Genomic DNA, 20039 nt, shown 5'->3' with positions numbered 1-20039 from the left:
CCTCACGGCCTTCCCACCCGCTTGATTTCCCATTCGAGATCGACCCCCTGCGACTGCGCAACCCGGCGGCGGACTTCCTCACCCAGCCCTTCGATATCGGCACTGGTGGCGTTGCCGGTATTGATCAGGAAATTGGTGTGCTTTTCGCTCACCTGTGCTCCGCCCATGGTCAGACCGCGGCAGCCGGCCGCATCGACCAGTTGCCACGCCTTCTGCCCCGGCGGGTTCTTGAAGGTCGAGCCGCCGGTCCGCGTGCGCAAGGGCTGCGATTCCTCGCGCGCCTTGGCGATCCGGTCCATCTCGGCGGCGATTTCGTCGGGATTTCCGGGTTCCCCGCGGAACCGGGCCGCCACGACAATACATCCTTCGGGCAAGGACGAATGGCGATAGCTGAAATCGAGATCCCGGGCCGGCAGGGTGACAAACTCGCCGCCGGGCAGGATCACGTCGCAATCGACCAGCACGTCGGCAACTTCCCTGCCATAGGCGCCGCCATTCATCCGCACGAAGCCGCCGACCGTGCCGGGAATCCCGCGCAGGAATTCGAGCCCGGCAATCGCATGGTCGCGTGCCATGCTGGCGACCTGTATGCCGCTCGCCCCGCCACCGCAGTTGAGGACATTGTCGATACCGAACCATCCCTTGGCGACAGTTTCGACCTGCGCGAACGGCTTGCCGAGCCGGATCACCACGCCCGGAACCCCGCCATCGCGAACGATCAGGTTCGAGCCGAGGCCCAGCGCCATGACCGGCATGCTCCCTCCGAGCTGGTCGAGAAAATGGGTGAGGTCGTCAAGGTCGGCCGGTTCGAACAGCCAGTCGGCCTTGCCGCCCGTCTTGAACCACACCAGGGGTGCAAGCGGCGCGTCCTTGGTGAGCTTCCCGCGCACGTTGCGGACCGGGAGCTCCGTCACCGTCGCCTCGTCGATCTCCGAATAGGGCGCGCAGCTCATGCCGCCTTCCCCTTCCGGACCGAAATTCCTTGAGCCAATTCGGCGGCCCATCTGGTGATGTCGCCCGCGCCGAGACAAACCACTATGTCGCCGGGTTCGAGCGTTTCCGCGAGCGTCGCGGCAAGTTCGTCCGGGCCTGCGATTTCCGCCGCGGCGCGATGTCCTCGCGCCTTGATCCCTTGCACCAGCGTCTTGCTGTCGACGCCCTTGATGGGATCCTCGCCCGCCGGATAGACCGGCGCGGCATAGACCAGATCGGCATCGTTGAAACAGGTCTGGAAGTCTTCCATCAGGTCGCGCAAACGGGTGTAGCGATGCGGCTGGACCACCGCGATCACGCGGTTCGCCGCGGCCTCGCGCGCTGCCGACAGCACTGCCCTGATCTCGACCGGGTGATGGGCGTAATCGTCGATGATGGTCGCACCCAATGCCTCGCCGACCTTGGTGAACCGGCGACGCACGCCGCCGAACTTGGCGAACCCGGTGCGGATCACGTCATCCTTGCACCCCAGCTCGATCGCAACCGCTATAGCCGCCAGCGCATTCTGGACATTGTGGCGGCCCGGCATCGGCAGCCTGACACCGTCGATCCGGCGGTCCTCCTGGCCCCGCTGGCGGATCACCACGTCGAAGACATTGCCGCCATCCTGCGGGCGGACATTGACCCCGCAGATATCGGCCTGGAGCGAAAAACCATAGGTCACGACCCGCCGGTCGCGCACCTTGCCGACCACCGCCTGGACCTCGGGATGGTCGATGCACAGGATCGCCGCGCCGTAGAAGGGAACGTTCTCTATGAACTCGACAAACGCCTTCTTGACCTCGTCGAAGCCGCCATAGTGATCGAGATGTTCGGGATCGATATTGGTGACGACCGCGATCGTCCCATCGAGCTTGAGAAAGCTGCCGTCGCTCTCATCGGCCTCGATCACCATCCAGTCGGACGTGCCGATCCGGGCGTTCGAGCCATAGCTTTCGATCACCCCGCCATTGATGACGGTGGGATCGATCCCGCCGGCATCGAGCAGCGCGGCGATCATGCTTGTAGTGGTGGTCTTGCCATGGGTCCCGGCGACGGCGACGGTGTTCTTGAGCCGCATCAGTTCGGCCAGCATCTCGGCTCGGCGGACCACCGGAATGCGCTGCTCGAGCGCGGCTGCGACTTCTGGATTGGAACGCCGCACCGCGGTCGAAGTGACAACCACCGCGGCGTCGCCCAGGTTCTTCGCGTCGTGCCCGATATGGATCGCGATACCGCGCGCGCGCAGCCGCTCGACTGTCGCGCTTTCGGCAATGTCGCTGCCCTGCACCGAATAGCCGAGATTGTGCATCACTTCGGCAATGCCGGACATGCCGATCCCGCCAATCCCGACGAAATGGATCGTCCCGATATCGGTTCCGACACCTTTCATTCGTGCGCGTCCCGCGCCAGGGCCTCGCGGCCATTGGCAACCGGTTCGGAATTCTCGACCCGGATTACGTCCATCAATTCCGACCCGCCGAAGCTCTCGACGAGGTCGGCGAGGTCCTTGGCCGCTCTTGGCCGCCCGCAATTCCAGGCGGCATGCGCGGCATTGGCCAGCGTCTCCGGCTTCTGGGCCAGCGCCTGGATCTGCTTGGCAAGTTCCTTGGCGGTGAAATTGTGCTGGCGGATCGAGCGGGCGCCGCCCGATTTCACCAGTTCGCGGACATTGGCCGCCTGGTGATCGTCGGTCGCGATTGGCAAGGGGACGAGGATCGCCGGGCGCCCGACCGCGGTGATTTCGGCAATCGTCGAAGCCCCGGCACGCCCGATGAACAGATGCGCATCGGCCAGGCGAGAGGCCATGTCCTCGAAATAGGTGCCGAGCTCCGCCGGAATCCCGTGCGAGGAATAACGCTCGCGCACCGCGTCAAGGTCTTCGGGGCGGCATTGCTGGATCACCTGCAGCCGCGCGCGCAAGGCCGGCTGGAGCATCGCGAGCCCGTCGGGTACAACTTCGGACAGGATCCGCGCCCCCTGGCTACCGCCGGTCACGAGTACCCGCAGCAACCCGTCTTCGGTAAATTGCGGAAACGGTTCGTCGCGCAGGGCAAGGACCTCCGCCCGGACAGGATTGCCGACCAAGTGGACCTTGTCCCAATGCCTGTATTTCAGACGTGCGACATCGGGATAGGAGGTCGCGATTGCATCGACCCGCCCTGCCAGCAGGCGGTTGACCCGGCCAAGCACCGCATTCTGTTCATGGATAACCGCGGGAATTCCCGCCGAAATCGCTGCCAGCAGCGCCGGAAGCGCTGGATAGCCGCCGAATCCGACCACTGCCGAGGGCTCGAAGCTCTCGAAAAGACGGAGCGCCATTCCCCGCCCTTCAAGGACCGACTTGATCCCGCCGAACCACTTGAGCGGGTTCTTGCCGAAGCGGCCCGCCGGCAGCGTATGTGCTGGCAGATTGTCGGGCTTGCCCGGAATCGCCGCGCCCCGCTCGTCGGTGATCAGTGCCACATGATGCCCGCGGCGGCCGAGTTCGGTGGCCAGCGCGAAGGCCGGGATCAGGTGCCCGCCGGTACCCCCTGCCGCGAGCACGAAGTGCCGCGTTGCCCTCGTCATGCCGTGCCTCCTTGCGCCTTACGCCGCTTCGCCAACTGGACCAGCCAGTCGAAGCCGTCGCGGTCAAGGTAGGGGTTGCGGCGGGTCAACGCCAGCAGCAAGCCGACAGTCAGGCACAATGCGATGGTCGAGGATCCGCCATAGCTAACCAGCGGCAAGGTCATGCCCTTGGACGGGAACAGCTGCAAATTGACCAGGATGTTGATGAAGGCCTGACCGCCGATCAGGACAGTCAGGCCGGTTCCGGCAAGCAGGGTGAAGAGATCGTCTTCTTCGGCCATCCGCACCAGCACGCGCACCACTATCGCACAATAGAGCAGCACGATCAGGGCGCAGGCGACCAGGCCGAATTCCTCCCCGATCACCGAGAAGATGTAGTCGGTATGCGCTTCGGGGAGCGAGAGCTTGCGGGTGCCAAGCCACAATCCGCTGCCGGTCCAGCCGCCGGCCAGCAGCGTCCGGCTGGCAAGGTCGACCTGGTCGTAGGCGGTGCCGCCGCCGAGAAAGGCATCGATCCGGTGACGGGCATTGTCATAGAAGATATAGGTCGCAACCACGCCGGCCATGACGGTGCCCGACAATATCCCGATCCGGCGGATGTCGATCCCCGAAAGCAGGACCAGCGCGAACCAGGTGCCGAAGAACAGCATGGTCGAACCGAAATCCGGCTGTGCCATCAACAGGCCTGCAACCAGCGCCACCGCCGCGCCCGAAATCGCCACCACGGGCAGGCCGGGATCGCGCGCGCGCCAGGAAATGATCCATGCCAGCGTGACGGCAAAGGCCGGTTTGAGGAACTCCGAAGGCTGGAACGAAACGCCGATATTGAGCCAGCGCTTCGCGCCGTTGACTTCGAACCCGGCCAGCGGAACCAGCATCAACGCCACCAGCAAACCGGCCGCGGCGAGCACCGCGCCCCTCCTCGCCCATTCCTTCGGTGCGAAGGATATGCCGAGGAGAGTGAGGACTCCCAGGAGCTGCCAGCGCAAGTGAAGCCAGTAGAAGTAGAGGTCGTCCAACTGGATATTTGCTGTCGAAAGCCTGCGCGCGCGGGCCGGGGAAGCGGCCGCGACCGCGATCGTCCCCGCTGCCATCAGCGACAGGATCAGGAACAGCAGCACCCGGTCGACTTCGCGCCACCAGATGCGCAACTGGTCGCCACGGCTGCGCCTGATACGCGGGCCGCGGGGCGCATTCGATCCGCATCCGGGAATATAGGGCTGCGAATAGCTCACGCGGCCGGTCTCCCCGGTTGGAGTTCGCTTATCCGAAGGGCGCCGGTCAACGCCCCGATGATCTCGCGAAACGCGTCGCCGCGCATTTCATAATCGCGGAACTGGTCGAAACTGGCGCAGGCAGGGGAAAACAGCACGACATCGCCCGGCCTGGCGGCCTTCACGGCCCGCCCCGCTGCTTCGCTCAGCAATTCGCAGCGTTCGACCTTCGTATGGGGCTCGAGCAATTCGGCGAAGCGCGGCCCGGCCTCGCCGATCGTATAGGCGGCGGCGACATTGCCGAAAAACGCCTCGCATTCGCCAAGGTCGTCGCCCTTCGGCAATCCGCCAAGGATCCAGTGGATCCGCCGTTCAGGCCCAGAAGGACCAGGACTCGGCGGCCAGGCCGCCAGCGCCGGCGCAGCCGATGCCGGATTGGTCGCCTTGCTGTCGTTGATATAGAGGACGCCATCAAAGGTCCCCAGCCGCTCCATCCGGTGGGCGAGACCCCTGAAGCTCGCCAGCCCGGCCAGGACCTGCTCCCGGGAAAGGCCTGCCTCCATTGCCAGAGCCACGGCAATCGCCGCGTTTTCGAGATTGTGCGGCCCCTGGAGCGACGGCCATCCGGACTGGAGCGAAACAAGGGCCGGCTTGTCGACACAGACCGCGCGGCCCTGCGGGCGACGGGCGATCTCGTGCTTGCAGATTTCGATCGTCGGCGCATCGGCACAGCCGAAAACCGCGAACTGCGCCGGGTCCTGCATTTCGAACAGCCTGGCCTTGGATGCCGCATAACCTGCGAAATTGTCATATCGGTCGAGATGGTCGGGCGTGATATTGGTCAACGCGGCCGCGTCGCATTGGAGCGAATAGGTCAGGTCGATCTGGTAGCTCGAGAGTTCGAGGACATAGGCCCCGCCTTCCGCAAGCGGATCCTGGGCGAGCACCGGCAGGCCGATATTGCCACCCATCAGGGAGGGCATTCCGGCGCTCTTGAACAGATGGTCGACCAGTGCGGTGGTGGTCGACTTGCCGTTTGTGCCGGTGATGCCGACCACCTTGTGGCGCGGCAGGTCGGCGCGGGCCAGAGCGAACAGCTCGATATCGCCGATCACGGGGACCTCGTGCATCCGGGCATATTCGGCTATCGGGTGGGTGTTGAGCGGGACGCCGGGCGAAACCACCACCCCGTCGAAGCCGGTCAGGTCGATCGCCAGCGGATCCGCCAGTTTCGCCCGGCCCTCGAGCGCCGCGCGGGCATTGTCCAGCCGGTCCCAGGCGACGATCTCGGCACCGCTGGCGAGCAGGGTCTCGGCGGCGGCGAGGCCCGACCGGGCGAGCCCCAGTATGGCATAGCGTTTTCCGGCGAAGACCCCCGAGACGATCAATTCGGCTACCTCAGCTTGAGCGTCGCAAGGCCGATCATCGCAAAGATGATCGAGACGATCCAGAACCGGATCACCACGGTCGATTCCGGCCAGCCCAACTGCTCGAAATGGTGATGGACGGGGGCCATGCGGAAGATCCGTTTGCCGGTCCGCTTGAACCAAAACACCTGGATGATGACCGAAGCGGTCTCGAGCACGAACACTCCGCCGATGATCAGCAGCACGATCTCGTGATGGCTCGCTACGGCGATCGCGCCCAGTGCTCCCCCAAGCGCGAGGCTGCCGGTATCGCCCATGAACACCGCCGCGGGCGGGGCATTGAACCACAGGAAAGCTAGCCCGGCGCCCATGATCCCCGCGCAGTAAATCGCCAGTTCGCCCGCGCCGGGGACATGCGGAATGCCGAGATAGCTCGCATAGTCGACCCGGCCGGCGAGATAGCTGATGATCGCAAAGGCTCCTGCCGCAACGATCACCGGCATAGTGGCCAGACCGTCGAGCCCGTCGGTCAGGTTCACCGCATTGCCGAAGCCGACGATCACCGTCGCCGCAAACACATAATAGAACCAACCCAGCGGGATGATCAGGTCGTTGAAGAACGGGACGTAGATATTGGTGCTGATCTGGCTGACGATGAGCCACGCGGCGATCCCCGCGACCAGGAATTCGGTCAGCAGGCGAACCCTGCCCGGGACACCCTTGGAACTGCGCTTGGTGACCTTGTCGTAATCGTCGAGAAACCCGATCAGGCCGAATCCGACCGTTACCGCCATGCAGGCCCAGACGAACGGATTTGTCAGGTCCATCCACAGCAGCATCGAAACGAGCAGCGAGGTCAGGATCATCAATCCGCCCATGGTCGGCGTGCCGGACTTGGCGAAGTGGCTCTTGGGCCCGTCCTCGCGGATTGGCTGGCCCTTGCCCTGCCGGATCCGGAGCATGCTGATGAAGCGCGGACCGATGATCAGGCCGATAATAAGCGCCGTCATCAGGACGGCTCCCGCGCGAAACGTCTGGTAGCGCACAAGGTTGGCCGGCCCTTCGAAATCCAGCCATTGCGCGATAAGATAAAGCATTCAGCCTTCCTCGTGCCTTGCGTCGAGGCCGGTGAAATAGCTGACCAGCCGCGCCAGTCCCACCGAATTCGATCCCTTCACCAGAACCGCATCGCCGCCCTTGAGGCCATAGTCCTCGAGCGCCGAAATGGCCGCTTCGGCTGAATCGCATTGGACATGGTGCGTGACATTTCCAAGCAGGCCGCCCGCGCCTTTCCCCAACTCCCGCGAAAGCGCCGCCATTTCCTCTCCGACCAGGATAACGCAATCGACCTTGGCCGCGGCAATCGGCTCGGCGAGTGCGGCATGAAACGCCGGAGCGAAATCGCCGAGCTCCTTCATCGCGCCCAGCACCGCGATCCGCCGCATGGCCGGCGTGTGGCCCAGCTGGCCAAGCGTCGCCCGCATCGATGACGGGTTGGCGTTGTAGCTCTCGTCGATCAGCAAGGCGCTGCCGCCCGCAAGCTCGATCCGGTGGCGCGCGCCCCTGCCCTTGAGGCCGCCCATCTCGGCCAGGCTCAGCCCGGCAGTTCCGAGATCTCCGCCAACCGCCTGGACGGCCGCCATCACCGCGAGCGAATTCGATACCCAATGTTCGCCCGGTTCGGCGACCGTGTAACAGACGCGCCGGTCGCCGAGGTCGGCGGTTACCAGCGAGCCGCCATTTTCGTGCGGGATGGCATCGAGCAGCCGGACATCGGCGTGTCCGCCCGCGCCGAACGCGACAATTTTCGCTCCGCATGCAAGTGCAGCATCGCGCAAACGCTCGAAATGCGGACTGTCGGCAGGGATGATCGCCGTCCCTCCCACTTCCAGGCCTTCGAAGATTTCCGCCTTGGCGTCGGCGATCGCCTCTTCGCTGCCGAGCATTTCGATATGGGCCGGGGCAATGGCGGTGACGACCGCGACATGCGGACGCACCTGTACGGTCAGGGCGCGGATTTCGCCAGCGTGGTTCATGCCCATCTCGAACACCGCGAAACCGGTTCTTGCGTTCATGCGCGCAAGGCTCAAGGGGACCCCGACATGGTTGTTGTAACTGCGGATGCTGCGGTGGGCCGCACCCCTGCTCGAACGATCGAGCGCGGCGAAGATCGCCTCCTTGACCCCGGTCTTGCCGACCGAGCCGGTGACCCCGACGATCTTTGCGGAAGCCCGGTTTCGTGCGGCTTTGGCCAATGCCTCAAGTGCAGTTGAGGTATCCATCACCAGCACATGCGGCTGCGCGATCGGGCGCTCGACAACCGCCGCGGCGGCGCCATTGGCAAACGCCTTGTCGAGATATTGGTGGCCGTCGGAATTTTCGCCCTTGAGCGCGAAAAACAGGTCGCCTTCCATGATATCGCGCGAATCGATCTCGACTCCGGCGACCTGGAAATCGGCGCTCGCCCTGCCGCCCGTCGCCGCGGCGATCGAGGCGGCATCCCACAGCGCCAGCGGCAAATTGTCGGACGGCTGGACGAGCCAGGAAAGCAGTTCGGGGAGCGCCACCATCAGCCTGCGCTCCCGGCATTGCCTGGCCGCGGCGTGGCGCATTCGCGCGCGACGGTTACATCGTCAAACGGCAGGACTTTCATGTTGTCTCCCGATCCAATGATCTGGCCTTGTTCGTGGCCCTTGCCGGCGATGAGGACGATATCGTCCCTGCCGGCCAGTTCGATGGCTACGGCAATTGCCTCGCGCCGGTCGCCGATTTCCTTTGCGCCCTCCGCACCTTCGAGCACCATCGCACGAATCGCGGCGGCGTCCTCGCCGCGGGGATTGTCGTCGGTCACGATAACCTGGTCTGAATGGGCAATTGCGATCTTGCCCATTTCGGCGCGCTTGCCCTGGTCGCGGTCGCCGCCTGCCCCGAATACCGTGATCAGCCGGCCGACGGTATGCGGTCTGAGCGCCGCAATGGCCGCGCCCAGTGCATCGGGGGTGTGGGCGTAGTCGACATAGACCGGCGCGCCCGCCGACGTGATCGCCGCGCGTTCGAGCCTGCCGCGCACCGGTTGCAGGCGCGAAAGCGCATCGAACGTCGCTGACGGATCGCCACCGGTTGCCAGCACCAGCCCCGCTGCGACCAGGGCATTGGCCGCTTGGTATGCTCCGATCAACGGCAGGTTCACAGTGAACGTACCGCCTTCGTATCCAAGCAGGATTCGCTGCCCCAACTGTCCGGGCTCGCGGGCCCGCAAGCGGATTGCCTCACCCGCCTCGCCCACCGTCAGCAACCGTAGTCCGCGGTTCCTCGCATGTTCGCAGGCGCGCCGCGACCAATCGCCGCCCGGCCCGTCGCCCAACCAGACGACCGCCGCGCCATCGGGCGATACGACCTCGTCGAACAGCCGCATCTTGGCCGCGAAATAATCTTCCATGTCCGAATGATAGTCGAGGTGGTCGCGCGAAAGATTGGTGAAGGCCCCGGCGGAGACCGGCAGGCCTTCGTTCCTGTACTGCGACAGGCCGTGGCTCGAAGCCTCATAGGCAACATGGGTCACGCCCTCGCGCGCCAGCCCGGTCATGTTGGACAGGAAGGTCACGATATCGGGCGTGGTCAAGCCGGTCGATACGCTTTCGTCGGGGGTCGTGACGCCGAGCGTGCCGATCGACGCCGCGCGCTCACCCGCCATGCGCCAGATCTGGCGGGTCATTTCGACGGTCGAGGTCTTGCCGTTCGTCCCCGTGACGGCGACGACCGTTTGCGGCACCGGGCGGAAGAACGGCGCGGCGAGCCGGGCAAAAGCCCTGCGCGGCTGGGCATCGGCAAAATGCACCGCGCCTTCGACCTTTGCTTCGGGCGTCGCGACCACTGCTATCGCCCCGTGCAAGACCGCGCTGGGGATGAAGTCCTCGCCATTGAAGCGCGCGCCGCGAAACGCGCCGAACACCGTCCCGGGTGCAACCTTGCGGTGATCGATCGCGAAACCGGTAACCTGCGCTTCGCTCGACGCGCCCGCATCGAAGCCGGCGGCCTCTGCAATCGTCCCCAGCTTCACGCCTCGTCGTCCTCATTGCCGCCTTCGACCAGCGGCCTGAGATCGGAAATGTCGATGTCGCGATTTTCGTCGGGCATCACGCCCAGCATCGGCCCGATCCGCGGAACCAGCCGGCCGACGATGGGGGCGGCATTCCAGGCCGCCGTGCGCTGGAAAGAGCTGGCGACCGTTCCCTGCGGTTCGTCGAGCATGGCGATCACGACATAACGCGGGCGGTCCATCGGGAAGGCGGCGGCGAAGGTCGAGACCAGCGTCGTGCGGCGATAGCCGCCCTCCCCCGGCTTTTCGGCCGAGCCGGTCTTGCCGCCGACGCGGAAGCCCTTGGCGTCGGCATTGCGGCCGGTCCCGTAGAGCGCGATCATCCGCAGGAGCTGGTTCATCCGCGCGCTGGTCGAGGCCTTGAACACCCGGCGTCCCTTGGGCGCGGTCCCGGGAGCAAGCTTGTTGAGCGTCGCCGGACGCCAGATTCCGCCATTGACCATCGCGGCATAGGCGCTGGCAAGGTGCAGCGGCGTGACGGAAATGCCATGGCCATAGCCGACCGTCATTGCGGTCAGGCGCGGCCATTCTCCCCTTTGCCACAGCGGCATGCCACGAGCGGGCAATTCGATATAGGGCCGCTCGTTCATCCCGAGATCTTCCATCGTGCGCTTGAGCGTGCTGGCGCCCATTTCATCGACGATGCGGGCCGTGACCACGTTGGAGGAATGGATCAGCGCCTCGGGCACGTTGAGGCTCGCTCCCATGCTGTGCAGATCGCCGATGGTGTAGCCGCTCACGGGAAAAGGCTCCGCCGGATAGCGGCGAGAAAAGTCGGTGATCACGCCGGCGTCGATCGCCGCGGCCACGGTGAGCGGCTTGAAGGTCGAACCGAGTTCGTAGACCTGGTTGGTCACCCGGTTGAACATGTTCCGCTGGCCTTCGCTGTCGATCTTGTTGGGATCGAATTCGGGCAGCGAGGCCAGCGCCAGCACTTCGCCGGTATCGACATCGAGCACAATCCCGGCCGCGCCCACCGCATTCACGGACAGCATGCCACGCTGGAGCTCGTCCTCCAGCGCGCCCTGCACCCGCAGATCGATCGACAGTTCGGCCGGTTGCCCCTTGGTCGCCGGATCGAGCAGGCGCTTGTCGAGCGCGGCTTCCATGCCGACCCGGCCATGGCCGTCCGAGGCCACGAAGCCCAGCACATGGGCAGCCATCGACCCTTGCGGATAGTGCCGGTCGGTCTCGCGCGGAAGCTCCAGCGCGATCTCGCCGATCTGGTTCACGCGATTGGCTTCCTCCGGCAGGACCCGGCGGCGGAGATAGCCCGGCTGCCCGCTTTGCAGCTGGCGAGTGAGCGCCACCTGGTCGAGATCGGGAAAGATCTCCACCAGTCGCGCCGCGATTTCGCTCGGCGAGCGAACCAGCGGCGATCCCCCTCCGCCCAGGGCCTGCGGGTTGTACCAGAGAGCATAGGCGGGAAATGCCAGCGCCAGCGGGACGCCGTTGCGATCGGCGATCTCCCCCCGCGGCGGAAGCAGCACATCGGCGATCGAAACCTGGCTTGGCCCGGGCTGGACGACGCCGAGATAGGCAATTCTCAGCAAGGCGGCGGCAGCGATCGCGACGAACATGCAGACGATCCACAAGGCCCGAAAACGTGCCACAAGCAAGCACCGCTGCCGCGTATTGACGAGCGAGACCCGTCCGGCCGTTACCGCCGTGCTGAAGGTCAGGGCATTCACTCTCCTGCCTCCACCATGTCGTCGATCGCGATCTGGGCAGCGCCCTCGACGAAACGTACCGGCAGATTTGCGGGCCGCTGGCCATCGCCATCGGGGTCCATGACCGCCTCCGCGGCCATCGCCGGGGTCGAGATCAGGTCGGCAAGGGATCGCGCCTCTTCCGGCCGCGGGGCGCTGGCCACGCGGATCGGCTCGGGAGCCCCCACCATCCGGGGCTGTCCGAACTGGGCCAGCTGGCGCTCGCCATCGAGAAACTGGTCGGCAGTCGGAGCCGAATATCCGAATTCGACCTGGTTCCACATCGCCAGCTGGCGCTGGTTGGCGCGGGTCTGGAACTCGGTCTCGAGGAGCATTCTCTCCTCCTGCAGGGCGACGATCTGCCGTTCGGCAAGCGCGACTTCGCTCTTGACTGCGTTCACCCTCAAGTGAAGCGCGCCGTAAAGCCCGGCGCAGGTCAACAGCACCATCGCCCAGCCGATCTTCCTGAAGCCGCCGCCGCCGATGGGTGCGCTGGCCATTACGCTGCCTCCCGGGCCGGGGCGGCGGTGCGGATCGCGGCCCGCAAGATTGCCGAACGCGCCCTCGGGTTGGCAGCACATTCCGCCTCAGACGGTCGGATGGCATTGGACAATTCGGCAAAGGTCGCCGGAACTTCGTCATTGGCGAAGGGCAAGTGCCGCGATCTCCCGGCCGCTCCGCCCGAAGCGTCGCGCAGGAAGCGCTTGACGATCCGGTCTTCGAGACTGTGGAAGCTGACGACCGCCAACCTGCCGCCCTCGACCAGCAGCCTTTCCGTTGCCGCAAGCGCGGCCTCAAGCTCGTCGAGTTCGCCGTTTACATGGATGCGGATGGCCTGGAAGCTGCGGGTAGCGGGATCGGTGGGAGACCCGGCGCGATAGCCCAGCGCCCTCCTGACCACGCGGGCGAGGTCGCCGGTGGTCTCGAGCGGGCGCGCGGCGACGATGGCATGCGCGACCCTGCGCGACTTGCGCTCTTCGCCATAGCGATACAGCACGTCGGCGATCTCTTCCTCGCGAGCAGTGTTGAGGAAATCGGCGGCAGAGGGGCCCTCTCGACTCATGCGCATGTCGAGAGGTCCCTCCGCCGAAAAGGCGAAGCCGCGCTCCGCCCGATCGAGCTGCATCGAGGATACACCGAGATCCAGGACCACGCCGTCGACTTCCTCGATCCCCGCCTCGGACAAGGCAGCGAGCATCTCGGAGAAGCGACGCGGATGAAGGACAAGGCGCGGCGGGTTTTCGAGTGTTTCCGGCCAGGCGAGACCGGCTTCGATTGCATCGGGATCGCGATCGAAGGCATGGACCGTCGCCCCGGCGTCGAGCAGGCGGCGCGTATAGCCTCCGGCGCCGAAGGTGGCATCGACGATCACGTCGCCGGGCGCGGGATCGAGTGCGGCGATCACTTCTTCGAGCAGGACCGGTACATGGCCAGAGGATATTTGCGCGCTCATCCGGTACGGCCCTTCCCCGAACTTTCGGCAACGAGCGCGCGGCATGCGGCCTGGGCGCCTTCCCAGCCCGCGCCCATGCGATAGAGTTCCTCGGGATTCCACAGGGTGAAGAAGGCCCCCGCCCCCTGGAAGAAGACACCGCCAACCAGGCCGCCGAGTCCGGCCAGGTGATCGGGCATGATGAAGCGGCCGCTGGCGTCGAACGGAAGTTCGGCAAACCCGAACAGCTGGATCCGGCGCAAGTCGGAATCGAAGGCCTCGCCGCGCCGGATCGCGTTTTCCTCCTCGCGTTCGATCTGGGCTTCGAGTTCGGCGCCGCGCGACAGGCCGAACCCGGTCAGGCAGTTCCAGCGTTCATGTTTGGCGAGGCAGAGGATGCGTGCGTCGCTCGATTCGGCGACGGGCTTGCGAAAGGCCGGGGGAAGCACGAAGCGGTTCTTCTCGCCGCGAAGCGAAAAGCCCTGCCCGCTGTAAATGACCCTTGCCGCGGTCGCCATTGCCCCGTCCCGTCCTTGGGTCCTCTCGAAGCGCGATCGGACCCGGTAATCCCGGACAAAGCTCCCCTGTGGCCGGCCGCGCGCGCCCGCGACCCGCCCATTCCAAGCCGGAATGCAACAGGAACAATCTGTCCGATAGGGAGTCTGTGTAACTCGCAGAATGCGGGGATGAAAGGGAAAATCGCGGGAATTTAGGGGATATAGTTTTAATTTACTGAATTATCTATCATTTTTGAAATCCCGTGCGCCACCAACACGTCCGATGTTCGTTCGATGTTCCATGGAAAAACAGCGCATTGCGGGCGAATCCTGAAATTCGAGCGAGTCTCTCCCGCGAAATCCCCGTAATTGCTCATTCGATTCCGTAAGAGTGATTCAGCAGGTGCAGCAGGATTTCGCCCCGCTGTTCCTGGTCGGGTGCGTCGCGATCGAGCAGCGCAGCATCGGCGATCACCAGCGCGCCTCCCGCCCCGATTGTGCAATCCGCTGCCAGCCCGTCGGCCAGCAATCTGCATTCGCTGGTGGCCCCGGGCGGCACGGGAAAGTCGACCAACTTCCCTGCCATTTCAACCGGCATCTGTTCGCCAAGCACTTCGGCCGTCCGGACGCCCTCGGGTTGGTCGGGATCGAAGGTCAGTTCGAGCCCCCAGCGCGCAAGGATCGGCGAGAGCAGACCGACATCGGCCGGGCGGCGAGGATCGCCGAGCCCGAAGCGGCTCTCCGCAGTGAGCAGCGGATCGGTAAACAGCAGCAGCCGTCCGCCGCTGCGCACCCAGTTGTCGAGCGCGACGTTTTCCTCCGGCGACAGCGCGCGCGGTTGCGCAACCAGCAAGGCCCCGTACTGTTCGAGATTCCCGGTCGCCAGATAGTCGAGCGGGTGCAGCACTTCCTGCCGTTCCAGCGCGCGGCGAGCCCAGTGCAATTGGCTCGAATCGTCCAGCAATTCGCCGATGTCCTCGCTTTCCGTCCAGTAGAGCGGCAGGCTGGTGAACAGCGCAAGCGGCGCATCGTTTCCCGGCGCAGGCTCCCGTTTGGCGGCGCGGTCCGCAGGCAGTGCCAACCACAGGACGAACACGCCTGCAAGAATTGCCGCACCGGCCAACAGCGCAAGTCTAAGGTTGCGTCGGGGTGGCATTGGCGTCGGTGCTGGAATTCCGACCCTGCGAACTGGATTGCGATGGTTCGGCAGGAAGATCCGGCACGACGCCTGCGTCCGCCAGCGGATCCTTCCGTGACGATGTCGCAGGCGGCTCCGCGGTCAAGGCCTCGGGATTGTCGCTGACCGTAGTCTGCTCGACTTCGGTCGCCCGATCGCGGACTACCGATGCCAGGCTGAGCAGCAAAACCATGATGAACAGCCCGGCCAGCCCAACCTGCAAGCGCTGGATCGCCTCGCGGCGCCGGGCAAAACCGATACTTGTGCCGGCTTCATCGTTCAGGTCGATGTCGAATTTCGGATCGCTCGCCATTAAGCAAATCTAGCCCAACCGGCGCCACACTCCAAGACCGCGTTTCATTTGAGCCAGTCGAATACCGGCAGGCCCTTTCGTTCGAGCCATTCGGGATTGTAGAGCGTCGAGAGATAGCGGAATCCCGTATCGCACAGGATCGTCGCCACGCGCGCGCCTTCCTTGCCCTGGGCCACGAGCTGCTTGCCGAGCTCGACCGCGCCCGCGACATTGATTCCGGTCGAAAGCCCGGTGCACAGCCCTTCTTCCCTGAGCAGCTGGGCTACCCATTCGAGCCCCTGTTCGTCCGAAATGCGAAATTGCGTATCGACTGGGGCACCTTCGAGATTGGCCGTGATCCTGCCCTGGCCGATCCCTTCGGCAACCGAACTGCCCTCTGCCTGAAGCTCGCCATGGGCATAGTAATTGTAGAGCGCCGCGCCAAAGGGGTCGGTCAACGCGATCGTGACGTTCTCGTCGAACTCCTTGAGCCCCAGGCCGACGCCCGCCAGCGTGCCCCCGGTCCCGACCGCGCAGGTAAACCCGTCGATCCGGTGCTCCATCTGCTCCCACAATTCGCGCGCCGTGCCTTCGATATGGGCCTTGCGGTTGGCGATGTTGTCGAACTGGTTGGCCCAGACCGCGCCCTCGGTCTCTTCGGCGAGCCGCCGGGATGTGTGCACGAAATGGCCGGGGTTGGAGAACTTCGTTGGCGGGACCAGCACCAGCTCGGCACCGAGCGCGCGCAGGGTCGCCATCTTCTCGGCCGACTGGTTGTCGGGCATGACGATGATTGTCTTGTAGCCCAGCGCGTTGGCCACCAGGGCGATGCCGATGCCGGTATTGCCCGCCGTTCCTTCGACGATCGTCCCGCCGGGCTGCAATTCGCCGCGAGCTTCGGCATCACGGATGATCCACAGCGCCGCCCGGTCTTTCACCGAGGCGCCCGGATTCATGAATTCGCACTTGCCCCAGATTTCGCAACCGGCAGCTTCGCTCGCGCCCTGCAGGCGGACGATCGGGGTGTTACCGATGAGATCGAGGGCTTTGTCGTAACGCGGCGCAGTCATGCGCGCCTCGTTAAGGCGTGGGGCGGCGTGTCGCAATGCAAATGCGCTTGGGAACGCGCAAGCAGCGCTTCGATCAATCCTCTTCGGCGATCGTGACCTTGAGCCCGTCGAGCTCGGCGGTGAAAGGTATCTGGCAAGAAAGCCGGGAGTTCTCGTCGCGGTCGCGCGAGGAATCGAGCAGATCGTCCTCGTCGATCGTCATCTGCGGCAGCAGGTCCTTGAAGGCCGGATCGACATGGACATGGCAGGTGGCACAGGAACAGCAGCCGCCGCACAGCGCCAGCAACTCATCGAAGCCATTGTCGCGGATCGCTTCCATCACGGTCAGGCCCTCGCCGACTTCGACAGTCGATTCTTCTCCGGCCCGGTTGACCACGGTCAGCTTTGGCATTTCGTCCAATCCTCAAGATCGCATGCGGCCTATCGGCCATTCGCGCGGGCTGCTAGTGGCTGGGGTCGAATAATGCAAGCAGGCGGGCGATGGGACTGACGGCGGAACAGATCGGACAAGGGGTCGATGCCGTCGCGGCGATCGAGCCGGCAATGGCCCGGGCGCTGGCCCTCGCCGGCTATCCCGAACCGCGCGTCCGGCCGCGCGGGTACAAGACCTTGCTGCGCACGATTGTTGGCCAGCAGGTGAGCGTCGCCGCCGCCAATTCGATGTGGGCCAAATTCGAGGCTCTCTTGGGCGAGGACCTGCCGGTCGAAGCGATCCTCGCGAGCGATTTCGATGCCTTGCGCGGCTGCGGGCTCTCGCGCCAGAAACAATCCTATATCCGCTCACTCTGCGAATTGGTCGATTGCGGCGCGCTGGATTTCGAAGCCCTGCCGCAGGACGATGAAGCAGCGATCGCGCAGCTGACCCTGATCAAGGGGATCGGGCGCTGGTCGGCCGAAATCTACCTGCTGTTCGCCGAAGGCCGCCCCGATATCTGGCCGGCGGGCGACCTCGCGGTGCAGGCCGGGGTCGGCAGGATCCTCGGCCTCGAGGAACGGCCGGGCGAAAAGGCGGTCCGCGAACTGGCCGAGGCCTGGCGGCCGCATCGTGGAGCCGTCGCGATCTTCACCTGGCATTGCTATAACAACGCGGCGCTCTAGAGCGCCACGCGGGCTATAACAACGCGGCGCTCTAGAGCGCCGCGTGGGCTAAAACAGCGCCGCGCTCTGAAAGGGTGGCCAGCATGTCGAAGAAAACAAAAACCATCTTCATCACCGGCGGCGGCTCGGGGATCGGGCGGGCGATTGCCCAACGCTATGCGCGCGAGGGCTGGCTGGTCGGGCTGGGCGATGTCGACGAAGCGGGTATGGCTGAGACGGCGGCCCTGCTGCCGGCCGGAATGTCGTCGAGCCACAGGCTCGATGTCCGCAATTCGGCCGAATGGCGCGCGGCTCTTGCCGAATTCGCGGAGCGCTCGGGCGGACGGCTCGACGTTCTCGCCAACAATGCCGGGGTTGGCCATGGCGGCACCATTACCGAATTGTCGGAAGCGCAGATCGACCAGCTGGTCGACGTCAATCTCAAGGGCGTGATCCATGGTGCAAGGGCGGCCCATCCCTGGCTGCTCGCCTCGGCTCCCGGGAGCTGTCTGATCAACACCGCGAGCGCCTCGGCAATCTACGGGATCGGCGGGATGTCGGTCTATTCGGCGACCAAGTTCGCGGTTCGCGCGCTCACCGAAGCGCTCGATACGGAATGGCAGGATGACGGGATCAAGGTGGCGGCGCTGTTTCCCGGCTTCATCGACACCCCGCTCCTTGCCCAGCCGGCCAACCAGCATTCGAACATCCCCAAGCGCGAGACGGTGATCGCTGCCGGGATGCCCTTCGTTCCCGTGGAGGACGTCGCGGAGGCGGCCTGGCAGGCGGCGCATGACCGGAAAATGCATCACTATATCGGAAGCACGGCAAGGCAGATGGCGCTCGCCGCGCGATTCGCCCCGGCCTATCTCCGCCGCCGGTCGCGCAAGCTGATGAAGGTCCGCCTTGGCGAATAAGGCGCCCCGCTATATGCCGGCCCGATAATTCGGAGGAACGGCATGGCGGCGCGGCGCGCAATCTTCATTACCGGCGGAGGATCGGGGATCGGCCGGGCGATCGCGCTCAAATTCGCCGCCGAAGGCTGGTTCGTCGGCCTCGGCGACGTCAACGAGGCCGGGATGGAGGAAACCGAGCGGCTCATCGCCAATGGTTTCACCTATTCGCACCGCTTCGACGTGCGCGAGCGCGATGCCTGGGACGAGGCCCTGCGCACCTTTGCCACCGCGGCAGGCGGGAGGATCGATGTGCTCGCCAACAATGCCGGAGTCCCCTTGGCCGGCGGGCTCGCGGATTTGACCAGGGACGAGATCGACCGCACGCTCGACATCAATCTCAAGGGCGTGATCTACGGCGCGCAGGCAGCATATCCCTGGCTCAAGGCGACCGCGCCGGGCTCGTGCCTGTTGAACACCGCCAGCGCGGCCGCGCTTTACGGCATGCCCAACCAGAGCATCTACGGTGCGACCAAGGCCGGCGTGCGCTCGCTCACCGAAACGCTCGATGCCGAATGGGCCAAAGACGGCATCCGCGTGCGCGACCTGATGCCGAGCTTTATCGATACGCCGCTGCTGTCCGTCCCCCCGAACGAGAAGCGCAATGTCCCGATCCGCCAGATCGTGGTCGATTCCGGGCTCGAATTCACGCCGGTCGAGGTCGTGGCGCAGAATGCGTGGGACGCGGTTCATCACCCAAAAAGGCTGCACTGGATCGTCGGCAAGACCGCCAGGAAGATGAGCTTCTTCGCCAAATGGATGCCCGGCAAGCTGCACGCGCGCGGCAAGAAAATGGAAGAGAAACTGGAAGAGCGCGAAGGCTAGCGCGCTGCAGCCATGGCCAATTCGGCCAGCTTGGCGACCGTGTTCATGTTGCGCGCGGTGCCGTCCTTGGCAGAGGGAATGACCAGCTTCGTGTTTGCCTGTCCGTCGGGGTAATGAACGTAGATCGCGCGACTTCCCAGGCCGAGGCGCTCGTTCTGCTGGTTACGCGCGCCCTCCAGCAAAAGCTCGCCATCGGCAAAGATCGCGACCACCCGGTTACCGGGCTGGTCGGCGAATGGATTGTTTGCCGCAATCATCGCCATTTCATCGGCGCTCCGCACCACCACGCCCAATCGCTTGCCACATTCGGCCTCGATCAGCTGTTCAAGCGTGCTGCGAATTTCATCCTCGCGCTTGTCGCTGGAGAAAACGAGATTGCCGCTGGCGATGTAGGTGCGGACATTGGCAAGGCCGGCCTGTTCCCCGATCGCCTTGAGCGTGGCCATCGGCAGCTGGTTATTGCCGCCGACATTGACGCCGCGCAGCAAGGCGACCCAACCCTGCATCAGCAGATCGCGTCGATCGCGGTCGCCATCTTGATGTCGCGCGCCGACAGCCCGCCGGCATCGTGGGTGGTGAGCACGATCTCGACCCGGTTGTAGACGTTCGACCATTCGGGATGATGGTCCTGCGCCTCAGCGAGCAGCGCGACCCGGCTCATGAAGGCCCAGGCCTCGCTGAAATTGCGGAACTTGAATTCGCGGCTAATCGCGAGCTTGTCGTCGCGCAAGTGCCAGCCGGGCAATTCCGACAGCGCGTCGATCCGTTCCTCCTCGGTGAGTTG

The 20039-nt window shown here is 65.0% G+C and carries 21 protein-coding genes; 3 read left to right on the top strand and 18 right to left on the bottom strand.

The window, feature by feature from the left end; genetic code table 11:
- Positions 1–2 precede the first annotated feature (2 nt).
- The 16 genes from murB to AC16XC_RS01875 form a co-directional block, all read right to left on the bottom strand.
- Entirely contained in the window at positions 3–953 is a 951-nt protein-coding gene (gene murB, locus AC16XC_RS01950; RefSeq protein WP_484032950.1) for a UDP-N-acetylmuramate dehydrogenase, read from the bottom strand.
- A complete protein-coding gene (gene murC / locus AC16XC_RS01945) occupies positions 950–2365 on the bottom strand; it encodes a UDP-N-acetylmuramate--L-alanine ligase (protein WP_484032949.1) in 1416 nt (471 codons plus the stop codon). Before murC ends, murB begins: the two co-directional genes overlap by 4 nt.
- Positions 2362–3543, bottom strand: coding sequence for an undecaprenyldiphospho-muramoylpentapeptide beta-N-acetylglucosaminyltransferase (gene murG / locus AC16XC_RS01940; protein ID WP_484032948.1), 1182 nt, complete (start codon positions 3541–3543; stop codon positions 2362–2364). The genes murC and murG overlap by 4 nt, the downstream gene beginning before the upstream one ends.
- Positions 3540–4778 carry an FtsW/RodA/SpoVE family cell cycle protein gene (locus tag AC16XC_RS01935; protein ID WP_484032947.1) on the bottom strand — a complete coding sequence of 413 codons (1239 nt, stop codon included), beginning with the start codon at positions 4776–4778 and terminating at the stop codon, positions 3540–3542. The genes murG and AC16XC_RS01935 overlap by 4 nt, the downstream gene beginning before the upstream one ends.
- A complete protein-coding gene (murD, locus tag AC16XC_RS01930; protein WP_484032946.1) occupies positions 4775–6145 on the bottom strand; it encodes a UDP-N-acetylmuramoyl-L-alanine--D-glutamate ligase in 1371 nt (456 codons plus the stop codon). Before murD ends, AC16XC_RS01935 begins: the two co-directional genes overlap by 4 nt.
- A gap of 5 nt (positions 6146–6150) precedes the next feature.
- Positions 6151–7221: a phospho-N-acetylmuramoyl-pentapeptide-transferase gene (mraY, locus tag AC16XC_RS01925; RefSeq protein ID WP_484032945.1), complete on the bottom strand. Its 1071-nt coding sequence runs from the start codon at positions 7219–7221 to the stop codon at positions 6151–6153.
- Positions 7222–8694, bottom strand: coding sequence for a UDP-N-acetylmuramoyl-tripeptide--D-alanyl-D-alanine ligase (locus AC16XC_RS01920; RefSeq protein ID WP_484032959.1), 1473 nt, complete (start codon positions 8692–8694; stop codon positions 7222–7224).
- Positions 8694–10184 (bottom strand): UDP-N-acetylmuramoyl-L-alanyl-D-glutamate--2,6-diaminopimelate ligase, encoded by a 1491-nt coding sequence (locus AC16XC_RS01915; RefSeq protein ID WP_484032944.1) that lies wholly within the window; start codon positions 10182–10184, stop codon positions 8694–8696. Before AC16XC_RS01915 ends, AC16XC_RS01920 begins: the two co-directional genes overlap by 1 nt.
- The gene (locus tag AC16XC_RS01910; protein ID WP_484032943.1) at positions 10181–11914 is read right to left on the bottom strand and encodes a peptidoglycan D,D-transpeptidase FtsI family protein; all 1734 of its coding nucleotides are present in this window, start codon (positions 11912–11914) and stop codon (positions 10181–10183) included. Before AC16XC_RS01910 ends, AC16XC_RS01915 begins: the two co-directional genes overlap by 4 nt.
- On the bottom strand, positions 11911–12432 hold the full coding sequence (locus AC16XC_RS01905) for a hypothetical protein (protein ID WP_484032942.1): 522 nt from the start codon (positions 12430–12432) through the stop codon (positions 11911–11913). Before AC16XC_RS01905 ends, AC16XC_RS01910 begins: the two co-directional genes overlap by 4 nt.
- A complete protein-coding gene (rsmH, locus tag AC16XC_RS01900) occupies positions 12432–13385 on the bottom strand; it encodes a 16S rRNA (cytosine(1402)-N(4))-methyltransferase RsmH (RefSeq protein WP_484032941.1) in 954 nt (317 codons plus the stop codon). The genes AC16XC_RS01905 and rsmH overlap by 1 nt, the downstream gene beginning before the upstream one ends.
- Entirely contained in the window at positions 13382–13882 is a 501-nt protein-coding gene (locus AC16XC_RS01895; protein ID WP_484032940.1) for a division/cell wall cluster transcriptional repressor MraZ, read from the bottom strand. Before AC16XC_RS01895 ends, rsmH begins: the two co-directional genes overlap by 4 nt.
- Positions 13883–14234: 352 nt before the next feature.
- On the bottom strand, positions 14235–14957 hold the full coding sequence (locus AC16XC_RS01890; protein ID WP_484032939.1) for a Gldg family protein: 723 nt from the start codon (positions 14955–14957) through the stop codon (positions 14235–14237).
- Positions 14958–14994: 37 nt separating this feature from the next.
- Positions 14995–15351, bottom strand: coding sequence for a hypothetical protein (locus AC16XC_RS01885; protein ID WP_484032938.1), 357 nt, complete (start codon positions 15349–15351; stop codon positions 14995–14997).
- 44 nt (positions 15352–15395) lie between these two features.
- Positions 15396–16400 (bottom strand): cysteine synthase A, encoded by a 1005-nt coding sequence (locus AC16XC_RS01880; RefSeq protein WP_484032937.1) that lies wholly within the window; start codon positions 16398–16400, stop codon positions 15396–15398.
- Positions 16401–16473: 73 nt separating this feature from the next.
- Positions 16474–16791 (bottom strand): 2Fe-2S iron-sulfur cluster-binding protein, encoded by a 318-nt coding sequence (locus AC16XC_RS01875; RefSeq protein ID WP_484032936.1) that lies wholly within the window; start codon positions 16789–16791, stop codon positions 16474–16476.
- A gap of 89 nt (positions 16792–16880) precedes the next feature.
- Here AC16XC_RS01875 and AC16XC_RS01870 point away from each other — a divergent pair, with 89 nt between their 5' ends.
- The 3 genes from AC16XC_RS01870 (at position 16881) to AC16XC_RS01860 (ending at position 19255) form a co-directional block, all read left to right on the top strand.
- Positions 16881–17498: a DNA-3-methyladenine glycosylase family protein gene (locus AC16XC_RS01870; RefSeq protein WP_484032935.1), complete on the top strand. Its 618-nt coding sequence runs from the start codon at positions 16881–16883 to the stop codon at positions 17496–17498.
- An 83-nt stretch (positions 17499–17581) separates the two neighbouring features.
- On the top strand, positions 17582–18394 hold the full coding sequence (locus AC16XC_RS01865) for an SDR family oxidoreductase (RefSeq protein ID WP_484032934.1): 813 nt from the start codon (positions 17582–17584) through the stop codon (positions 18392–18394).
- A 42-nt stretch (positions 18395–18436) separates the two neighbouring features.
- Positions 18437–19255: an SDR family oxidoreductase gene (locus AC16XC_RS01860; RefSeq protein WP_484032933.1), complete on the top strand. Its 819-nt coding sequence runs from the start codon at positions 18437–18439 to the stop codon at positions 19253–19255.
- Here the strand turns inward: AC16XC_RS01860 and AC16XC_RS01855 are convergent.
- Positions 19252–19761: a DUF1697 domain-containing protein gene (locus tag AC16XC_RS01855; protein ID WP_484032932.1), complete on the bottom strand. Its 510-nt coding sequence runs from the start codon at positions 19759–19761 to the stop codon at positions 19252–19254. The genes AC16XC_RS01860 and AC16XC_RS01855 overlap by 4 nt on opposite strands.
- Positions 19761–20039 (bottom strand): 4a-hydroxytetrahydrobiopterin dehydratase (locus tag AC16XC_RS01850; protein ID WP_484032931.1); only part of this gene is annotated, 279 nt, incomplete at its 5' end. The genes AC16XC_RS01855 and AC16XC_RS01850, both read right to left, overlap by 1 nt.

This window comes from Candidatus Andeanibacterium sp. (genome assembly GCF_057143545.1).
Note: the sequence above shows the minus strand (reverse complement) of the source record. Positions and strands in the feature narration are given on the sequence as shown.

Bases quoted from the DNA above. Each gene is read 5' to 3' on its own strand.
- murB (WP_484032950.1), bottom strand. From the start codon at position 953: ATGAGCTGCGCGCCCTATTCGGAGATCGACGAGGCGACGGTGACGGAG.
- murC (WP_484032949.1), bottom strand. From the start codon at position 2,365: ATGAAAGGTGTCGGAACCGATATCGGGACGATCCATTTCGTCGGGATT.
- murG (WP_484032948.1), bottom strand. From the start codon at position 3,543: ATGACGAGGGCAACGCGGCACTTCGTGCTCGCGGCAGGGGGTACCGGC.
- mraY (WP_484032945.1), bottom strand. From the start codon at position 7,221: ATGCTTTATCTTATCGCGCAATGGCTGGATTTCGAAGGGCCGGCCAAC.
- AC16XC_RS01920 (WP_484032959.1), bottom strand. From the start codon at position 8,694: ATGGTGGCGCTCCCCGAACTGCTTTCCTGGCTCGTCCAGCCGTCCGAC.
- AC16XC_RS01905 (WP_484032942.1), bottom strand. From the start codon at position 12,432: ATGGCCAGCGCACCCATCGGCGGCGGCGGCTTCAGGAAGATCGGCTGG.
- rsmH (WP_484032941.1), bottom strand. From the start codon at position 13,385: ATGAGCGCGCAAATATCCTCTGGCCATGTACCGGTCCTGCTCGAAGAA.
- AC16XC_RS01895 (WP_484032940.1), bottom strand. From the start codon at position 13,882: ATGGCGACCGCGGCAAGGGTCATTTACAGCGGGCAGGGCTTTTCGCTT.
- AC16XC_RS01885 (WP_484032938.1), bottom strand. From the start codon at position 15,351: ATGGCGAGCGATCCGAAATTCGACATCGACCTGAACGATGAAGCCGGC.
- AC16XC_RS01880 (WP_484032937.1), bottom strand. From the start codon at position 16,400: ATGACTGCGCCGCGTTACGACAAAGCCCTCGATCTCATCGGTAACACC.
- AC16XC_RS01875 (WP_484032936.1), bottom strand. From the start codon at position 16,791: ATGCCAAAGCTGACCGTGGTCAACCGGGCCGGAGAAGAATCGACTGTC.
- AC16XC_RS01870 (WP_484032935.1), top strand. From the start codon at position 16,881: ATGGGACTGACGGCGGAACAGATCGGACAAGGGGTCGATGCCGTCGCG.
- AC16XC_RS01865 (WP_484032934.1), top strand. From the start codon at position 17,582: ATGTCGAAGAAAACAAAAACCATCTTCATCACCGGCGGCGGCTCGGGG.
- AC16XC_RS01860 (WP_484032933.1), top strand. From the start codon at position 18,437: ATGGCGGCGCGGCGCGCAATCTTCATTACCGGCGGAGGATCGGGGATC.
- AC16XC_RS01855 (WP_484032932.1), bottom strand. From the start codon at position 19,761: ATGCAGGGTTGGGTCGCCTTGCTGCGCGGCGTCAATGTCGGCGGCAAT.